The sequence below is a fragment of the Arthrobacter sp. 05N425 genome (genome assembly GCF_056397125.1).
The window spans coordinates 668,368-685,553 of the sequence record NZ_JBFTMU010000001.1 but is presented as its reverse complement, the minus strand read 5'-3'; the positions used below and the strand labels follow the sequence as shown (position 1 = coordinate 685,553).

Sequence of the window (17,186 nt, the reverse complement as noted above, 5' to 3'; positions counted from 1 at the left end):
AAGCGAGACTATGACGTATTCAGATGAAGTTGCACGGCTAAGCACCGTTCAGCTTGCCAAGCGCAAACGGTACATGCAGGATATCGACTCCCTGATACGTGACTACGAGCGTCTTGTCGTTGCTGAAGGGAAATACCGCCGTCGGGCCGAAAGCCTGGACAAGGATCTTCGCGCCATGCGGAGGGCCAGAGACAAGGCGATGGCGCAACTGGACGCTGCCAATCGAAGCAACAATGAGCTCAAGTCTGTCCTGAAGGCTCTGCGGTCCTCGAAAAGTTTCCGGTTAGCACGTGCGATCGGCGTTCCCGCACGATGGCTTTCCCGCGCAGCGGTCGCGCCACGCAGGAGTGCAGGAAACGGTTCAATCTCGCCGTCTGCATTAGGCGGCCGTACTGCCGCCGAAGCGACGCGGTCAATCCCCGGGAAGACGCCATCTGCAAAGGCGACGGTTCCGGCACGTCCCACTCGCCACCAACTTCTAAACGACTTTGCAACACATCCGTCGAAAGCCGCCGCGCTGAAGCTGATTTCGCACGATTACTTCGACAGGGGAGCCATCCTTCAGCCGGCGGACTTCATCCGACAGCATGCAGCGTTGCTGGAGGACGTCGGCGGGAGTGAGCTCGTACTGCTGCAAAATATCTTGGGCCAATATGAGCTGTTGACGGCCCCTCCCTTCATTGCCCAGCGACAGCCGAATGCTGGGTACTTGGCGGAACACGGCCGCATAATGTACTGCGCTCATAGCACGGGCCACTTCAACAGTAATGGTTACTCGACTAGGACCGCAGGGGTTGTCGGTGGGCTAAGAAGCAACGGCGAAGACGTTGTAGTTGTTGCCCGACCGGGCTACCCGTGGGACTCCAAAGTCGATGTGCCCGTCGCCGCGGCTGAAAGATTTGTCCGGGAAATAAGCGGCGTGCAGCACGTCTTCAATCCAGGTCCCAGCTGGACCGGTGACCGCCTCGACTACTATCTGGCGGAAGCCACAGACGTCTATGTAAGAGAAGCCCAGCGCCACCGCGCCTCAGTCATACATGCTGCCTCGAACTACGTGACGGCGCTTCCGGCGCTCCTGGCCGCCCGACGACTTGGTATACCGTTCGTATATGAAGTCAGGGGACTGTGGGAGATAACGCAAGCCTCTAGCAAGCCCGCATGGCGTAATACTGACCGGTTCCGCCTCGCAATGAGTCTCGACACGCTGGTTGCCAAGGAAGCTGATTCCGTACTGGCGATTACGAGCCAGGTGCGGGATGAACTGGTGTCTCGGGGCGTAAGTGGGCACGCGATCAGCCTCTTGCCTAACGCGGTTGACACTGACGCATTTACTCCAATGCCGCCTCTGGAATCTCTACGCAAGAAACTAGGATTGGCCAGCGATACCACTGTGGTGGGATATGCGGGAAGCATCGTGCCCTATGAGGGACTGGAGGACCTCCTGGAGGCGGCAAAATTCGTCCTCGACGCGGGCGTGGACATCACTGTGGTTGTAGTTGGAGACGGAGCGGAACTAGCGGCACTGAAGCGGCAGGCGACAGAATTTGGAATTCGCGACAAAGTAATCTTCGCCGGCCGCGTCGCAGCAGCAGATGTCCCTGGCTACCTTAGCTTGTTCGATATCATGCCCTGCCCCCGACGCCGATTGCCTGTAACTGAGCTGGTGTCGCCGTTAAAGCCTTTGGAGGCAATGGCCAGCGCCAAGGCACTGATCTTGAGTGACCTCGCGCCGATGCGCGACCTTGCCGGCCCGAACCAGGAGCGGGCACTGCTGTGCGAGGCCGGAAGTCCCGAATCCCTAGCCGCCGCTATAATCAAATTGACCGGGGATCCCGAGGCGCGGACTTCCATGGGGCGACGGGCAAGGCTTTGGGCTATAGACCAACGAACGTGGAGGGCTGCCGGCAGTACAGCTGTTCGCGCCCACGACCGTGCCAAGGCCGCCACTGCGGCGACGTCCGCGCGAAATCTCAACGAACTGACCATCGGAATTATTTCGGACGAGTTCACCCTGGAGGGTTTGCGCGGAGAGGTAAACCTGGTGGAACTCCGTCCTGACTGCTGGCGGGAGCAAATCGCTGCTCAGCCGCTTGATGCGCTGTTCGTGGAGTCTGCCTGGGAAGGCCTCAACGGACTCTGGAAGCAGAAAGTCGGGTACTACGATGAAGCGCGCTTCTCGACACTGAAAGAGATTCTGGAAGACTGCAACACGCGGGACGTGCCGACGATCTTTTGGAACAAGGAAGATCCGGTGCACTTCAACCGCTTCCGCGAAACATCGCGCCATTTCGACCACGTATTCACCTCGGATTCGGATTGCATTCGCCGATACAAGGAGAACGCTGGCCCCCGCCAGAAGACCGTCGCCTCACTGACCTTTTACGCCCAACCCCGCCTACACAACATCATCCCGGCCAACCGCCCCTACGATCACACGGTCGCCTACGCGGGCTCCTATTACGGTGACCGGTACAAGAACCGCTCAGAAGAGCTGGCAACCATACTCGGCGTCGCTAAGAACCACGGACTAGCTGTTTACGACCGCCAACATCTGAACCCCGAAAGCCCGTATCGTTTCCCAGCAAACTTGAGTCGTTTCGTCCGTGGCGGGCTTGCCTACCCGGAAATGGTTGAGGCATACAAGGCTCACCCGGTGCATATAAACGTGAACTCAGTGGATGCATCACCCACGATGTTTTCGCGTCGCGTCATGGAACTTGCCGCTTCCGGTTCAGCTGTAGTCAGCGGAAAGGGGCTCGGCGTCGAGCAGATCATGAACGGGCTAGTGCCCGTCGTCCGGGGTGCCGACGAGGCGGGGCTACTTATCCAGGAATGGATGAGTAACGAACGATCCCGTAACCGCGATGCGTGGTTGGCCTACCGATATGTACATCGCGGCCACACAGCCGCCCACCGACTTGCTTACTTACTTCGGACCGCAGGCCTTACCGTCGCGGCACCCGAACTGCCCTCCTACGCTGTCTACGTGCCGGAACTGACAGCGGAGGTCGCCTCAGTTTTGGGCATGCAGACAGTTCAGCCCGCTCACGTCTATTGCGCCTTGGCCAGCACCGAATCGCGACTCCCAGTTACAGTCGTAAGCGATCGCGATGCGGCACGACGGCTCGCGGAAGCCGCCGGAATTTCGTTCATGGGCGAACCGGGGACAGGACACTCGGACCGCACGATCTTTGAAGATTTGCTTACGCCCACGACCTTTGGAGCCTGGAGTTCGATCTCCATCTCAAGCGAGGAACTTGATACCCCTGGTCTCGGTCTGGCGCAACTGGGCGAAGGCAACGGCCATGAACCCCTGCTCCGAAACATCTCCGGAATGCTGCCAGCGAACCCACTACGCCTTAGGCGGGAAGTAGAGGCCTCACCGACAAGGCCCACGAACTCTAGAAGCAACGAACCGAAGAACGTACTGATTGCGGGACATGACTTGAAATTCGCGACGGGAATAATCGGGGAACTGGCTTCGCGTGGACATAACGTCACCATCGACAAATGGCAGGACCACACCCGGCATGATGAGGAGCAAAGCCAGACCTTGCTGGCCGAAGCGGACGTGGTGTTCTGCGAATGGACACTGGGCAACGCCGTCTGGTATTCAAGGAATGTCTCGCCACACCAGCGGTTGGTCACGCGGCTCCATCTTCAGGAAATCTCGCGTCCCTACGTGAGGGACGTTGCATACTCTGCAGTCGACAAAGTCATTTTTGTCGGAAAGCACATTCTGGATGTTGCGGTAAGGGACCACGGGGTTCCGGCAAAACAGAGCCTGGTCATTCCCAACCCGGTAGACGTCACTTCGCTCGACCTGGACAAGGCCGAAGGTGCCAGATTCAACCTCGGATTTGTCGGCATTGTTCCAGCTAGAAAGCGTCTCGACAAGGCGCTCGATGTTCTGCGACTCCTGCGAATGAATGACGATCGCTATCACCTCTTCATCAAAGGTAAACGTCCCGAGGACTTTCCTTGGATGGCCAACAGGCCAGACGAGATGTTCTTCTACGAAGAGCAGTACGCGCGAATAGGAGCGGACCCGTTGCTGGCGGGGGCGGTCACTTTTGATGCGCAGGGCGACGACATGGCCGAGTGGTACAGAAAAATCGGAATCGTTCTCTCCGTAAGCGATTTTGAGTCATTCCATTTAACGCTTGCCGACGGGGCTGCTTCCGGAGCCGTCCCCGCAAGCCTCGCCTGGCCCGGTGCTGACCAAATCTACCCAACCGATTGGTTGCACGCCGACGAACGCGCGATGGCGGTCTTCTTGTCTGGTTTGAACGAGGATTCGTGGAGAATAGCAGGCGCGCGTGCAAAGGATATTGTCGATACGCGCTTCGAAAGCACCAAAGTGATCCCGGAACTGGTGGCCACTATTTTAGGCGGGGACGAAGGGTAGACGGCGAATTCGGGTTCGCGAACGCTGATGGAGGGGGCGTGACGACCAGGGCGTCGGGGATTTGGCATTTCCCCGACGCGTGGCCTGGCGCCTGGGAATTGAGGTCGTTGCGATCGATCCATCCAAGTGGGTTGCGATCAGACTTACATATCAACCATGCCCGCGGCCCGCTCCAGCAGGGAGAGCCAGGTCAGAGGCACCGGAGACAGCTTTGTGCACAGTGGAGGAGGATCCACAGCAGTAGCCGATCTTGCCCTGCCCGTGGCGGCGGTTGACATGGAGGGCAAAGTTCCGGCGCTGCCGTCGGACGGGGTCCCTTTGGTGACCGGGGCGGGCGGCTGTGTGTCACTGCCGGTCGGAAAATGAGCAATTGTGACGGCAGCCGAGTTCAGTGGTCGTCGCCACAGTTTATGGTCCCCTCGGGGGTGATGCGAGACGTCGTCATCGAGCTGGATGGGCCTGGAGACGCGGGCGACGCACCATCACCGATGTTGAAGCCGTCGTCGAGTACGACTGAGGTCAGTAGATGGTGACCATCGGTTCCTTGATGTAGACGCGCTGCTCGTAGGTCGGCTGGAGTGTGCTGCTACCCGAGCCGCGGTAGAGTCCGCTGTGCCAGACGACCCACTGGGAGTCCCACGCTTCGGCGGCGTGACACCACGTCCGCTTTCCAATCTCAGCGCCCTCAGGGTCGAGGCTGACGCACGCAAGGGACTTCACCGCGTCAGCACGATACGTCACCGTCGCGTACGTTGCGGAACCGTCCACGAACGGCAAGAGCGGAATGCTCCATGCCTTGAGACTGGAGCCGTCGTCGCCCCACAGGCGCCAGTATCCGTTCTCCACCCGGAGCGCGACCTGGGCGTAGCGCCAACCACCATCCTTGTCGGGACCGTGCAGCTGGACCAGGGAGTGCCATGACCTCCCGTCGTTCTTCGCAGGGCCGAGGACCGGCTTGAGCCAGCCCTTCCACCGCGTTGTCTTCCCGGGCGCGGACAGCGTCGCAGCCGCCTGCGACGCGCCGACCTTGATCTCACTGCGGCGCTTGAGGTCAGGCGACGCATCAGCGGGTGCGCCGGTGATCCACCAGTCGGTCGCCTCGTATTGCCCGGGCTTCATGCCGTTCCACTCCGAGGCGGTGTACCACGCGGGCTGACCCACGCCGTTGGGTGCGGCCATGGGCCCGTAGTTTGTATGGCCATGCGCTGACGCGCTGACCGTGGGCGCAAGCATGAGGGCAGCTGCCACCATGCCCGCGATGCTGCCTCGATTGAAGATCACCTTCGAGCCTCCTTCACACACTGCTTCCACAGCTCGACATTGCGTTTGGCCCACCATTCGGAGGCCTCCCACTCGGGCTGGTCATTGTGCGTCTCGCTGTAAATGAGGTGCGAGCAGCAGTAGTTCCGGTCTTCGCCCAAGAAGCTTCATTGCAGTAGAGCGCTTGTACGCGCGACTCTTGCAGTGCGCCTCGGGCATGATCCCACGTCGTGGCTTGTTGCCCATCGGGAGGATTTCGCACAGCGCGACCGGTGATCTCTTCATGCCCTCGCATGGGCGTGGACGAGAGTGGTGTGACAAGCTTGCGCGTCTTCGCGTACTTGCGCTTCTGAGCCGGGGTGCGTTCGGCTCCGGGCGTGGTCATGACCTCATCCCTCTACAGCCGCCAGCACTCCGCCGCGTTCTTCTGCCCTCTGCGTGATGACTTCATTATGTGTCGTCGCCAAGCTAAGGCCTTCGTTCTCAGGCTCGTCCTCCGTTGACGTGACCTCCTGCGAGTTCTTCAGGGAGTTGGCTGCACTGTCGCCGTGCGGGATTTTGCCCGCTTCGGGGCGCGCACTCAAATTCTCAGCGTCGGCATGCGAATCGCCGCCGCCGGCGCCCACGACACCTTTGGATCGGACGTTGGCGACTTCCTTCACCAGCTCCTCTTTGCGCATGCCGGATGCAACGCTAATGTTTTTGTCATAGGTCTCGTGGTGGAGTTCGTCCACCTTCATTTCCCGCAACTCAGTCGCGCCGACATCTGGCGTATGAAGCGTCGCAACACCCGGCTTTTCAGTCATGGCGTCCTCCTCGTGCAGGACGAAAGCCAATTACTAAGTTGTATAGTCCGTGCCAGGAGCGTCGTCAAGATCTCCCGCTCGCAGGCTAAGAGGGGCGTATGCCACGGCGGGATCCAGTTTTTGCCCCACTTCAATGCCTATCGTCTTTGGCCCGCGGGTTCGGCTTGGCGCGCCCCTTGGGCTCGGCCCCCACTATCCAGTTCCTAAAGCAAAGCGTGGACATGAGCCGCAGTTCGGCGGGCAGCTCCCCAGACAGTTGAGGCCTTGGGCATGACCCGAAGGGGAGCGCAGGGCGAGCTCGGCTGCAGATTCGCGGGCAGTTCAAAAACACTGGTGGCAGGGTAGCGGAGCTCATGTGCTGACCTCCTTGACGACGTCGATCATCGGGCGGCCGTCGCACGGAACTTACACAAGCACTGGACTCCTACGTGGAGGTATGGGCTGCCGCAGAGAACTCGGGCAGTGGGGCCTCTTGAAATGGGGGTCTACCGAAAGCAGAGATCGGCATGACCGCATCACGCAGGCGATCTACCCGCGAATTCAAGGACGAGTTGGGCCGCGAGGTGATCAACACGTCCAAGCCGAGTTCGAGCGCGAAGTTCAAGAGCTGCGGGCCGAGACCGCCTACCTGAAAAACGCCGCTTTGATAAGGTGGCGCATCGGACCGGTCACGCTCGGTCGGCGACGGCCTTCCATGCGTAGAACGACTCTTTATAGCACCACAGCACCCGCGAGGCCGCTGCGACGGAAATCCCGTCCGTGGCAAGACCAAGGACCAGCGGAAACTGCATTCTGGGAACAGCTCCCGGGCGAAGAACGCCGCTGCCCGGCGAAGCCTCTCATTCTCGCGCTCCAGTACCCGGATCCGTTTCCTGGCATCCCTGAACCCCGCGGCTTCCTTCTCCCTCAGACCTGGCCCATGGCCGGCCTGTCCTACTGGAATACGTCTGTCGTCAGCTGACGAAGTTGAAGTTTCATGCTGAGGAGTTCCTTCCTTAGCTTGGCTGCTTCATCCACAATCGACGCTGAAATTTCCCAGGTCTTGTTGGAGCCTGTAGACGGCGCATTCTTGGCGTGCTCTCTCCATTGACCGAGGTTTTCCTGGTCAATCCCGAAAGTTGAGTAGGAAGCCTGCGTCATGAACCTGCAGCCTTCATCCTCGAGAATCGCTGTCCGTCGTGCACCGAAACTTGTGTCAGACTGCTTGTGCCGCATGTACATATACGAGCGGCTTGGCTCATTATCTACAATGACATTCAACGCATTTTTCTGTGCCCACTCAGCCAATCTGTGGTGCCCTACCTGCGCATAAGACTGAACCAAAGAAGCCGGGCCATAGAAAAAAGTATTCATGGACATGAACTCATGACTAATCGGACGCATTTTTCTGTCCGCCAAAGAAACTTCCCAGCCCCCCGGCAACGTAACCAGTGACGCATTGTAGTCCACTCGGGCCACTAACGAAAGACAACGGTCAAGGAAGTCAGATGCCAGGGCGTCATCGTCATCGATTCTGATGAGGCCAACTTTCTGTCCCTCCGCGGCCCGAGCAGACGCAAAAGCTTCCAGCTCGGCGAATGCGTCGAAGTGGAACTGAACCGGCGCGAATGTCACAAGGTGTTCCAGGCCGACCGAGGTGACGAGTGCCCTAAGAATCTTCAGGGTCTCGGAGTCCATGTCTTTGTCTATGAAGATGATCCACTCTGTGCCTGGCCTGCAAAACCGTCCCACCGAGGGGAGTGTCGTGGCGGCAAACAACCGGAGTCGGTAATCCCACCAGCGCGGATCGAAAACCCCTATGCCCATCCTTGTATAGAAAATAACGGGGATGGTCGGTCTTGGGAACAAGCCCGGTTCCGGGTCTCCTGTGCACTCTGCTGCGACATGCGCGTCCGCGGGCCCCTCCGTCGCGGGTCGAGAAGCGGAAGTGCCAATGTCGTGCATCTCGGATTCTCTTTCCTGCTAGCTCTTGTAACCGCAACGAACTCTATACGATCCCAGGCGCAGCGTGCGGGCACCGTCGCGGCGTTGCTGCCTTCCTTACCCTGCAGCCACCAGCTGGCTGACGCTTATCTGGATACAGCTGCGCCTTTCACTAATGCTGGCGCGACCACCCCGTCTGCGTTGATGTAGGCTCGTTGGGTCAGATTTCGCGGTGGAAGGAAGAGCTGGTGAGCGGAAGGCTACGGCGCCTTGATGAGTCGAAGTACTCCGTAACTTCATTCGAGAGTCTGGCCGACTTCGTGGGTGCGGAAGAGCTTCCCGGCGGATGTCTTACCTTTGAAGTGAATGGCCTTCCGGTTGACATCTTGAACCGGCCTGCCCCGGGGGCAGCTTCAACCATATTCGTGTTCCACCCAGCTGTCACTGAAGCGGTAGACACGCTGCCTTTCTTCAGCGGGCAAACGGTAACGAAGGGCGCGCCGGCGAACCGTGTCTGGATTCAGGACCCCACACTTTACGTTGACGACAGGTTGAATTTGTCCTGGTTTGCCGGCAACCACAAGATGGACGTTCAGGCGGTTCTGACGGACGTCGTCCGCAAGCTTCTCGCCGTCCACGGTAGCAAACACGCCATCTTTTTCGGCGCTTCCGGTGGCGGGTTCGCGGCCATGTATTTTTCCCGCCACTTTCCGGGATCGCTCGCTATTGCCATCAATCCTCAAACGAATATCCGATTCTATGGCGAGAAATCTGTAAAAGACTACCTGGAGTTCGGGCTTGGTGCGAAGCCAGGCTCGGACCCGCGCACGCTGTCGAATTACAGAATTGTTACCGACCTGACCCGCGAGTACAAAAAAGAATTTCCCAATACGGTCGCATATGTGCAGAATGCTAGCGATAGCTCGCATATAGGGCGGCATTTGAAGAGGTTCGTTCGCGACGTTTCGAACCATTCCCGCCTAATGCTGTATATAGGCGATTGGGGTCAAGGGCACGTCGCCCCCGACAAAGAGTTCCTTCAGGCCCTTATCGTCACCGCAGTGAATAGCTTCGGTGATTGGACGAAATTGAAAGCCTTAGGTTTTCATACCTCGCCGAACCTCCAGCACGTCGACGATCGGATCACGCAAGCAAAGACCGGTCTTCGACCCCAAACTTCGGCCGGTGAGGCGTCGTCCCGCCCACGGACCTTGCCACGAGCTCGCGTGGGTTCGATACTGAGGCGAGTATCGGGCGTGCTTCGGGGAAAACGAAGTTAGGGAAGCTCAGGGCCAGAACCAGGAGGCAACCCGCTAAGCCCTGGTGCTCCATTACGTTGCTGCGAGCTCCCGCGGTTCAAACTCGGGAATGCGGTGTCCGAGTCCGAGCATGGCTTCGATCGCAGCGACCGTTCGTTCTGCGGCCATGCCGTCCCCGTATGGATTTACAGCATTGGCCATGGAGTCGTAGTGCTCTTGGTCGTGGAGCAGTCTGTCGACCTCGCGAACAATTCGTCCTTCATCGGTGCCGATGAGAGTTACGGTACCCGCATCGACGGCCTCGGGGCGTTCGGTGTTGTCCCGCATAACGAGGACAGGTTTGCCCAGGCTGGGAGCTTCTTCCTGCACTCCGCCGGAATCCGTCAGAACAATGTGGGCGAGAGAAAGCAAGCGAGTGAATTCACCGTAGGCAAGGGGTTCGGTCACTATGACATTCGCTTTGCCTTCGAGTGCTGGGAGCACCGCCTCGCGTACCACCGGATTCTTGTGGGCGGGCAGGACAATCACAAGGTTCGGTTCGGCCTCGGCAATTCGGGCTAGGGCCCGCCCCACCCCCTGCATTGCGCCGCCTTGGTTCTCACGCCTGTGCGTAGTGACGAGGAGGATAGTTTTGCCGCTGTCGGCCAGTTCTTCGAGCTGCGGATCCGTGAATGGGACCTTCTTGCCCACTGTCGTGAGGAGGGCATCTATGACGGAGTTGCCGGTAATAACTATGTCCGCTGCATCGATACCCTCGGCAATAAGGTTGGACTTGCTCACGCTCGTCGGGGCGAGGTGAAGGCTGGCGATCTGACTTGTCATCTTACGGTTGGCTTCCTCCGGGAACGGAGAGAAGAGGTCGCCACTGCGAAGTCCAGCTTCAACGTGCACGACGGGAATTCCGTGGTAAAAGGCAGCAATTGCGCCGGCAGTGGACGTGGTCGTGTCCCCCTGCACAATGACCGCGTCGGGCTTGTCGGCGGCGAAAAGCTTGTCGAGACCGTCGACGGTCCGGGTCATGATGGCAGAGAGCGATTGGCGCTGCTGGAGGATATTTAGATCATGATCGGGGGCGATCCCGAAGAGGTCGTTGACTTGATCCAGCATTTCCCGGTGCTGACCGGTTACCGTGACCACACAGTCGAGGCGCTCTGATTGCTGCAAGGCTAAAACGATAGGGGCCATTTTGATGGCTTCAGGGCGGGTGCCGAAGATTGGCATGATAGTGGGCACAGTGGTTCCCCCAAGGATATATAGACCGCGGACCAGTGAATACTACGGGACAAGCAGCCGTACGAGTGAATCGACTTAGGGGTCCGCTTCCACGGCCATCACACCAAAGGACCAAGGTACCGTGACTAGCCGCCTGCTCGGCGGATAGTCCAATCTACGGTCGTGTGATTAGGGGCGGTGGCCCATTCAAAGCAGGTGCTGTCTCGATTCGAGAAGCGTGGGTAGCTGGCGCCGAGACGCTGGCGTCAGCTCGCGAAAATAAGCACGACAACCAGAAGAGGGATGCTCAAAGAGACCGTAATAACGACCAGCAATGCGACCATGCGCTTACGGCCGTGAACGGATTCGCGAGAACTGGGCCCCTTGGCGGTGCGCTCGGACGTCGAAGGCGCCGCTCGCGTCAGAGCGAACGGCACCGCATCCGGAACCAGCAGCGGGTCGGGTACGTCCTCGCGAAAGCGCCGGCGGCGGAGGTGCCTGGGCGCGGCAACCAGCGGCGGAGTCTGCTCGGCGTCACGCTCCAACGTCAATTTTCCTCGCTCCGTCTGTCAGGCTCCGACGGACGGCGTCCATAGGGCATCCCCCAATTCTTACATCACTGAGCGGCGGGGGAGCATTCCGGCCGGAGCGACACATCCAGCAGTCCGCCGGTTTCGATAACAAAGCGCCGCAACCACTGTCCGGGCGAGAAGTCCGGATGCGAGGCAACCATCTGCACGTCCGCCGTCGTGCACTGCTCCATCAGGCGGCCCGCCCTGGCGAGGTGGTAGCTGGATGTCACCACCGTGATGGACTTCCAGCTGTTGAGGGACACGAGCTTGCCGATGGCCTCAGCCTCGCCGCGCGTGTCGTAGTCGCCGGGGCGGAAACAGATGAGGTCCGGATTGGGGAATTGTGCCGTGTTGCACAGCTCGTCGGCCGCTTTGTTGCCGGGGGTGTCCGTGTGGGAAAGCACCAGCACGGGGATGCCGACGTCCCGCTGGAACTTCTGTGCCGCCGGCAGCCGCTCTGCACTGGCTCCGCCGAGGACGATGACGGCGTCGGTGCGGTGGACACTGAGCGGATCAACATTGACGAAGAGCTGGACCGAGATGATCAGCCACAGAATGACCGCCCCAATAGTGAAGCCAAGGGCCTGCACCAGAGCGGGCGGCACGCTGGGCATCGGTCGAGGCATGCCTATGAGTTTGGCATGGGGCTTTGCAACCACGAAACAGGCACGCGACCGCCGCGTGGCCCGCGGGTTTCAGCCGTCCCGCCGCCGTTGTCACCCTTGCGCGGTAGCGTAGGGCTGTGCCTGAAACGCTGCAGCCCGTGCCCCAAAAACCGGAGTCCCTGACCGTGGGTGAACTCTCCGAGTCCGAACTCCTTGCCCGGATCTTTCCGCGGCTCCACGGCGGGGACAGCAGTGCCCTCCTGCTGGGGCCGGGCGACGACGCCGCGATCGTGGCGGCRCCGGACGGCCGCACGGTGGTGAGCATCGACACGCAGGTGGTGGACCAGGATTTCCGGTTGGAATGGAACAACGGCTACCGGACCACCGGCTATGACGTCGGCTGGAAGGCCGCGGCCCAGAACCTCAGCGACATCAACGCCATGGGCGCCCGGGCCACCTCGATGGTGGTCAGCCTGACCATGCCCCCGGACACCCTTGTGTCCTGGGTGGAGGACTTCGCCGACGGGATGAGCTCCGGGATTCGCGAGCTGGGCGCACCGGACTGCGCCGTGGCGGGCGGGGACCTCGGCCGCGGACGCGAACTCGCCGTCAGCGTAGCCATCCTCGGCACGCTGGACGGCCAGGCCCCGGTACTGCGCTCCGGCGCCCGTCCAGGGGACACCCTGGCGCTCGCAGGCACCGCCGGATACGCTGCGGCCGGCCTGGCGCTGCTGGAATCCGGTACCCCCGTGGACGCCCTGAACTCGGAACAGCGCATCCTGATGGACACCCAGTGCCGCCCCCGGCCGCCGCTCGCGGCAGGGCCGCTGGCCCGGGAAGCCGGCGCCACCGCCCTGATGGATATTTCCGACGGCCTGGTCCGGGACGGCGCGCGGATGGCCGCGGCCAGCCACGCCGTGCTGGACTTGGACCCAGTGGCCCTCAAGGAGCTCGGCGTGCCGCTGCAGCCGGCCGCCTCCCTGCTGGGCGCGGAGCCGATGGACTGGGTCCTTGGCGGTGGCGAGGACCACGGCCTGCTCGCAGCCTTCCCGGCCGGCGTTCAGCTGCCTCACGGTTTCACTGCGATAGGCTCGGTAGAGGCCTCTGCACCAACGGACAGCACAGGCGTCACCATAGCGGGCAGGCCCGCTGACACTGTGGGATGGGATCACTTTGCAGACTAAGATTGCCGCCAACGCGCAAGCGATGAAGCGGTGGTTGGGCAAGGCGGAAACAACGCTTGGAAACCACAGCGACCGCCTGAACGCCATCAACATCTTTCCGGTAGCCGACGGCGACACCGGCACCAACCTCTACCTCACGGTCCGCGCCGCCGCCCGGGCGCTACAGAATGTCGCCACCGACACCGCCGCCCTGCCGCAGCTGGACGCAGACGCGGCGCTGCACGTGGTGGGCCCGCCCAACCCGGCCCAGAACGACGTCGGGGCCGTCCTGGCCAAAGCCGGCCAGGCCGCCATGGAGCAGGCGCGCGGCAACTCCGGCACGCTCTTCGCCGTCTTCCTGTGCGCCGCCGCGGAACCGCTGGCCGGGCACCCCCGGCTCAGTTCACCCCTGCTCGCCACCGCCCTGAACCGGGCCCAGATCCGGGCCTGGTCCGCGCTGAGCGACCCGGTGCCCGGCACCATGCTCTCCGTCATGGAAGCGGCAGCCCGCGCCGCTGCCGCCGTCGACGCCGAGCACGACGGAGACGACAGCAACCACACCCTGGGCCTGGCGCTCGACGCCGCCGTCGAGGCCGCCCTGGCCGCCGTGGTGCACACCRAGGACCAGCTCGAGGCCCTGCATACCGCCCACGTGGTGGACGCCGGCGGTGTCGGGATGCTCCTGATCCTGGACTGCCTTCGCTCCGCCGTGCTCGGCGAGGAGCTGCAGGACCAGCTGCTCGACGGGCTGCACGGCTATGACGTCCAGGCCCCGCACATCCACGTGGACATGCCGCGGGACGACGGCGTGGAAGTTATGTGCACCATCACGCTCTCGCCGCTGGACGCGGCCACCATGCGGCAGCGGCTCGACGAGATGGGCGAGTCCGTGATCATGAGCCAGGTGGGCGGCGAAGCCAACGAAGAAGGCGCCTACCGGTGGCGGGTCCACGTCCACGTGCCCGACCCCGCGCCCGCCGTCGCCCTGATCCGCTCGCTCGGCGAACCCTCGGACATCAACGTCAGTGAGCTGGCCCTGCCGCGTAACCCGGATGACCTTCCCTTGGAAGCAGTTCCCGACGCAGGCCCCCGCACCACGGACCTCGACGGACATGAACGCTGAACTTGAACTGGGCCTCGAACGCCGGATCGGTAAACGGTCCGCGGCCGGCATCGAAAAGCACCTCGGCATCACCACCGTCGGCGGCCTGCTGAACTACTTCCCGCGCCGCTACCTGAGCCGCGGCGAGCTGACCCCGATCAGCGAGGTCCCGCTGGACGAGGAGGTGACCCTGATTGCGCGGGTTATCTCCAACAGCACCCGGTCCATGCGCGCCCGCCGGGGTTCGCTGACCGACGTCGTGATTACCGACGACGCCGGTTCCCCGGCTACCGGCCTTCCCGGCACCCTCAAGGTGAGCTTCTTCAACGGCTTCCGGGCCAAGGCCGAGCTCCAGCCGGGCCGGCGCGCCATGTTCTCCGGCAAGGTCACCCGCTACGGCGGATCGCTCGGCCTGACCAACCCCGACTTCCTGCTCCTCGACGAGGATCCGGACACGCCCGGGATGGACCCGGAAAAGCTCGCCGCGATGCCCATCCCCGTGTACCCGGCCACCGCCAAGCTGACCAGCTGGTCCATTCAGAAGGTCATCTCCACACTGCTGGACACGCTCGAGCTGGACAGCCTGGAGGACCCGCTTCCCGACGAGATCGCGTCCCGGGAGAAGTTCCTGCCCGTCGCGGACGCCTACCGGCTGATCCATGCCCCGCAGACCCCCGCGGACTGGCAGCGTGCCCGGGACCGTTTCCGCTACCAGGAAGCGCTGGTGTTGCAGTCTGCACTGGCCCGGCGCCGCGCCCAGCTCGCAGCGGAGGAGGCAACGGCGCGCCGTCCCGCCGCCGACGGCCTGCTGGCGGCGTTCGACCGGCAACTGCCCTTCACCCTGACTGCCGGCCAGGCCGCCGTCGGCAAGACCCTCTCCGAGGAGCTGGCCCTGGACTCGCCGATGAACCGGCTGCTGCAGGGCGAGGTGGGCTCGGGCAAGACGATCGTGGCCCTGCGCGCCATGCTGCAGGTGGTCGACGCCGGGGGGCAGGCCGCGCTGCTGGCCCCCACCGAGGTCCTCGCGGCGCAGCACTTCGACTCCATCCGGCGCACCCTCGGACCGCTCTCCCGGGACGGGCTGCTGGGCGGCCTGGGTCCGGATTCCGTCCAGGTCACCCTGCTGACCGGCTCCATGCCCACCGCAGCCCGGAAACAAGCCATGCTGGACGCCGCTTCCGGGACCGCCGGGATCGTGATCGGCACCCACGCCCTGCTCAGTGAGAACGTCTCCTTCTACGACCTCGGACTGATCGTGGTGGACGAACAGCACCGCTTCGGCGTCGAACAGCGCGACGCGCTCCGGTCCAAGGCCAGCAAGCCGCCCCACCTGCTGGTCATGACCGCCACCCCCATCCCGCGCACCGTGGCGATGACGGTGTTCGGCGACCTGGAGACCTCGGTGCTGGACGAACTGCCGGCAGGCCGCGCCCCGATCTCCACCCACGTGGTGGGCCTTGCCGAGCACCCGGCCTGGGCCACCCGGATCTGGTCCCGCGCGCGCGAAGAGATCGACGCCGGCCACCAGGTCTACGTCGTCTGCCCCAAGATCGGCACCGACGACGACGGCGACTTCACCCCGGGCGAGGCCGAACCCACCGACGCCGACCTGGCGGAGACCGGCGCCCGGGAGCTCGCCTCGGTGACCGGCGTCATCGAACAGCTGCGGGACGAACAGTCACTGGCCGGCGTGCCCGTGGCGCCCCTGCACGGCCGGCAGGACCCCGTGCTGAAGTCGGAGACCATGGCCTCGTTCACGGCCAACCAGACCAAGCTGCTGGTCTCCACCACGGTGATCGAAGTTGGCGTGGACGTGCACAACGCCACGCTCATGGTGATCCTGGATGCCGACCGGTTCGGCATTTCGCGGCTGCACCAGCTGCGCGGCCGGGTGGGCCGCGGCGGGCTGCCGGGAACCTGCCTGCTGGTCACCACCCTGGAACCGGGGCATCCCAGCCGGCGCCGGCTGGATGCCGTGGCGGCGACCACCGACGGCTTCGAACTCTCGCAGGAGGACCTGAAGCTCCGCCGCGAAGGCGACATCCTGGGCGCCTCCCAGTCCGGCGGCCGCTCGACGTTGAAGCTGCTGCGGGTGCTGGAACACGAGGACGTGATCGCCCGGGCCCGGCAGGACGCCCAGGCGATCGTGGGCGCTGACCCGGACCTGGCCCGCCACGCCGGCCTCGCCGCGGCCATTGACGACTACCTCAACCCTGAAAAGGAGGCGTTCCTTGAACGCGGCTAGAACATCAGGCACGGCTAAACCATGAGCCGGATCATCGCCGGAGCCGCCGGCGGCACGCCGCTGGTGAGCGTCCCCGGATCCCTGACCCGCCCCACCACGGACCGGGTGAAGGAGGCCCTCTTCTCCCGGCTGGACGCCTTCGAGGTCATCGCGGACGCGCGGGTGCTGGACCTCTACGCGGGTTCCGGTTCACTCGGCGTGGAAAGCGCCAGCCGCGGCGCCCTCACCGTGGACCTGGTGGAATTCGACGGCAAGGCCAGCGAGGTCTGCCAGCGCAACGCGGACCTGGTCAACACCGTGGCGCGGCGCAAGGTCGTTGCCGTGCACCGCTCCAAAGTGGAATCGTTCCTGGACCGGGCCGCCGAGGGGACCCGCTGGGACCTGGTGTTCCTGGACCCGCCCTACCCGCTGGACGAGGTCGCACTGGCCGCCGTCCTGGCCAAGCTGCTGCCGCACCTGGCCGAGGGCGCCGTCGTCGTGGTGGAACGCTCCGCCCGCACCCCGGAACCGACCTGGCCGGACGGCCTGGAGCGGTTCGCGGAGAAGAAGTACGGCGAAACCCGGCTCTGGTTCGCCGAGCCCGGCGTGGAGCCTGCGGAGGCGGGGGCCGCGGACGCGAGGGAGTAGCCCC

At 62.9% G+C, this 17,186-nt stretch carries 12 protein-coding genes; 6 read left to right on the top strand and 6 right to left on the bottom strand.

Features of this window, described 5'->3' with window-relative positions; all coding sequences use genetic code 11:
- The first annotated feature begins 10 nt into the window (after positions 1-10).
- The gene (locus AC1DGE_RS03155) at positions 11-4,408 is read left to right on the top strand and encodes a glycosyltransferase (protein WP_476916867.1); all 4,398 of its coding nucleotides are present in this window, start codon (positions 11-13) and stop codon (positions 4,406-4,408) included.
- 519 nt (positions 4,409-4,927) lie between these two features.
- Here the strand turns inward: AC1DGE_RS03155 and AC1DGE_RS03150 are convergent.
- The 3 genes from AC1DGE_RS03150 to AC1DGE_RS03140 form a co-directional block, all read right to left on the bottom strand.
- The gene (locus tag AC1DGE_RS03150; RefSeq protein WP_476916866.1) at positions 4,928-5,689 is read right to left on the bottom strand and encodes a hypothetical protein; all 762 of its coding nucleotides are present in this window, start codon (positions 5,687-5,689) and stop codon (positions 4,928-4,930) included.
- 368 nt (positions 5,690-6,057) lie between these two features.
- Positions 6,058-6,474 carry a hypothetical protein gene (locus tag AC1DGE_RS03145; RefSeq protein WP_476916865.1) on the bottom strand — a complete coding sequence of 139 codons (417 nt, stop codon included), beginning with the start codon at positions 6,472-6,474 and terminating at the stop codon, positions 6,058-6,060.
- 933 nt (positions 6,475-7,407) lie between these two features.
- Entirely contained in the window at positions 7,408-8,280 is an 873-nt protein-coding gene (locus AC1DGE_RS03140; protein WP_476916864.1) for a glycosyltransferase, read from the bottom strand.
- A 365-nt stretch (positions 8,281-8,645) separates the two neighbouring features.
- Here AC1DGE_RS03140 and AC1DGE_RS03135 point away from each other — a divergent pair, with 365 nt between their 5' ends.
- On the top strand, positions 8,646-9,677 hold the full coding sequence (locus tag AC1DGE_RS03135; protein ID WP_476916863.1) for a hypothetical protein: 1,032 nt from the start codon (positions 8,646-8,648) through the stop codon (positions 9,675-9,677).
- A gap of 51 nt (positions 9,678-9,728) precedes the next feature.
- Here AC1DGE_RS03135 and wecB read toward each other — a convergent pair whose 3' ends face one another.
- From wecB to AC1DGE_RS03120, 3 genes are all read right to left on the bottom strand, one after another.
- On the bottom strand, positions 9,729-10,877 hold the full coding sequence (gene wecB, locus AC1DGE_RS03130) for a non-hydrolyzing UDP-N-acetylglucosamine 2-epimerase (protein WP_476916862.1): 1,149 nt from the start codon (positions 10,875-10,877) through the stop codon (positions 9,729-9,731).
- 257 nt (positions 10,878-11,134) lie between these two features.
- Positions 11,135-11,413 carry a hypothetical protein gene (locus AC1DGE_RS03125; RefSeq protein ID WP_476916861.1) on the bottom strand — a complete coding sequence of 93 codons (279 nt, stop codon included), beginning with the start codon at positions 11,411-11,413 and terminating at the stop codon, positions 11,135-11,137.
- A gap of 71 nt (positions 11,414-11,484) precedes the next feature.
- A complete protein-coding gene (locus AC1DGE_RS03120; protein WP_476916860.1) occupies positions 11,485-12,066 on the bottom strand; it encodes a YdcF family protein in 582 nt (193 codons plus the stop codon).
- A 116-nt stretch (positions 12,067-12,182) separates the two neighbouring features.
- Between AC1DGE_RS03120 and thiL the strand changes: the two genes are divergently transcribed.
- Genes thiL through rsmD form a run of 4 tightly spaced genes read left to right on the top strand, consistent with a single transcriptional unit; the run spans position 12,183 to position 17,182 of the window.
- A complete protein-coding gene (gene thiL, locus AC1DGE_RS03115) occupies positions 12,183-13,229 on the top strand; it encodes a thiamine-phosphate kinase (protein WP_476916859.1) in 1,047 nt (348 codons plus the stop codon).
- 22 nt (positions 13,230-13,251) lie between these two features.
- On the top strand, positions 13,252-14,331 hold the full coding sequence (locus AC1DGE_RS03110) for a DAK2 domain-containing protein (RefSeq protein WP_476916894.1): 1,080 nt from the start codon (positions 13,252-13,254) through the stop codon (positions 14,329-14,331).
- Complete coding sequence (locus tag AC1DGE_RS03105; RefSeq protein WP_476916858.1) at positions 14,321-16,555, top strand: ATP-dependent DNA helicase RecG; 2,235 nt, start codon at positions 14,321-14,323, stop codon at positions 16,553-16,555. The genes AC1DGE_RS03110 and AC1DGE_RS03105 overlap by 11 nt, the downstream gene beginning before the upstream one ends.
- Before the next feature lie 21 nt (positions 16,556-16,576).
- Complete coding sequence (gene rsmD, locus AC1DGE_RS03100) at positions 16,577-17,182, top strand: 16S rRNA (guanine(966)-N(2))-methyltransferase RsmD (RefSeq protein ID WP_476916857.1); 606 nt, start codon at positions 16,577-16,579, stop codon at positions 17,180-17,182.
- Positions 17,183-17,186 lie beyond the last annotated feature (4 nt).

Excerpts from the sequence above, each read along its gene's own strand:
- AC1DGE_RS03155 (WP_476916867.1), top strand. The coding sequence starts at position 11 with ATGACGTATTCAGATGAAGTTGCACGGCTAAGCACCGTTCAGCTTGCC.
- AC1DGE_RS03145 (WP_476916865.1), bottom strand. The coding sequence starts at position 6,474 with ATGACTGAAAAGCCGGGTGTTGCGACGCTTCATACGCCAGATGTCGGC.
- AC1DGE_RS03140 (WP_476916864.1), bottom strand. The coding sequence starts at position 8,280 with ATGGGCATAGGGGTTTTCGATCCGCGCTGGTGGGATTACCGACTCCGG.
- wecB (WP_476916862.1), bottom strand. The coding sequence starts at position 10,877 with ATGCCAATCTTCGGCACCCGCCCTGAAGCCATCAAAATGGCCCCTATC.
- AC1DGE_RS03120 (WP_476916860.1), bottom strand. The coding sequence starts at position 12,066 with ATGCCTCGACCGATGCCCAGCGTGCCGCCCGCTCTGGTGCAGGCCCTT.
- AC1DGE_RS03105 (WP_476916858.1), top strand. The coding sequence starts at position 14,321 with ATGAACGCTGAACTTGAACTGGGCCTCGAACGCCGGATCGGTAAACGG.
- rsmD (WP_476916857.1), top strand. The coding sequence starts at position 16,577 with ATGAGCCGGATCATCGCCGGAGCCGCCGGCGGCACGCCGCTGGTGAGC.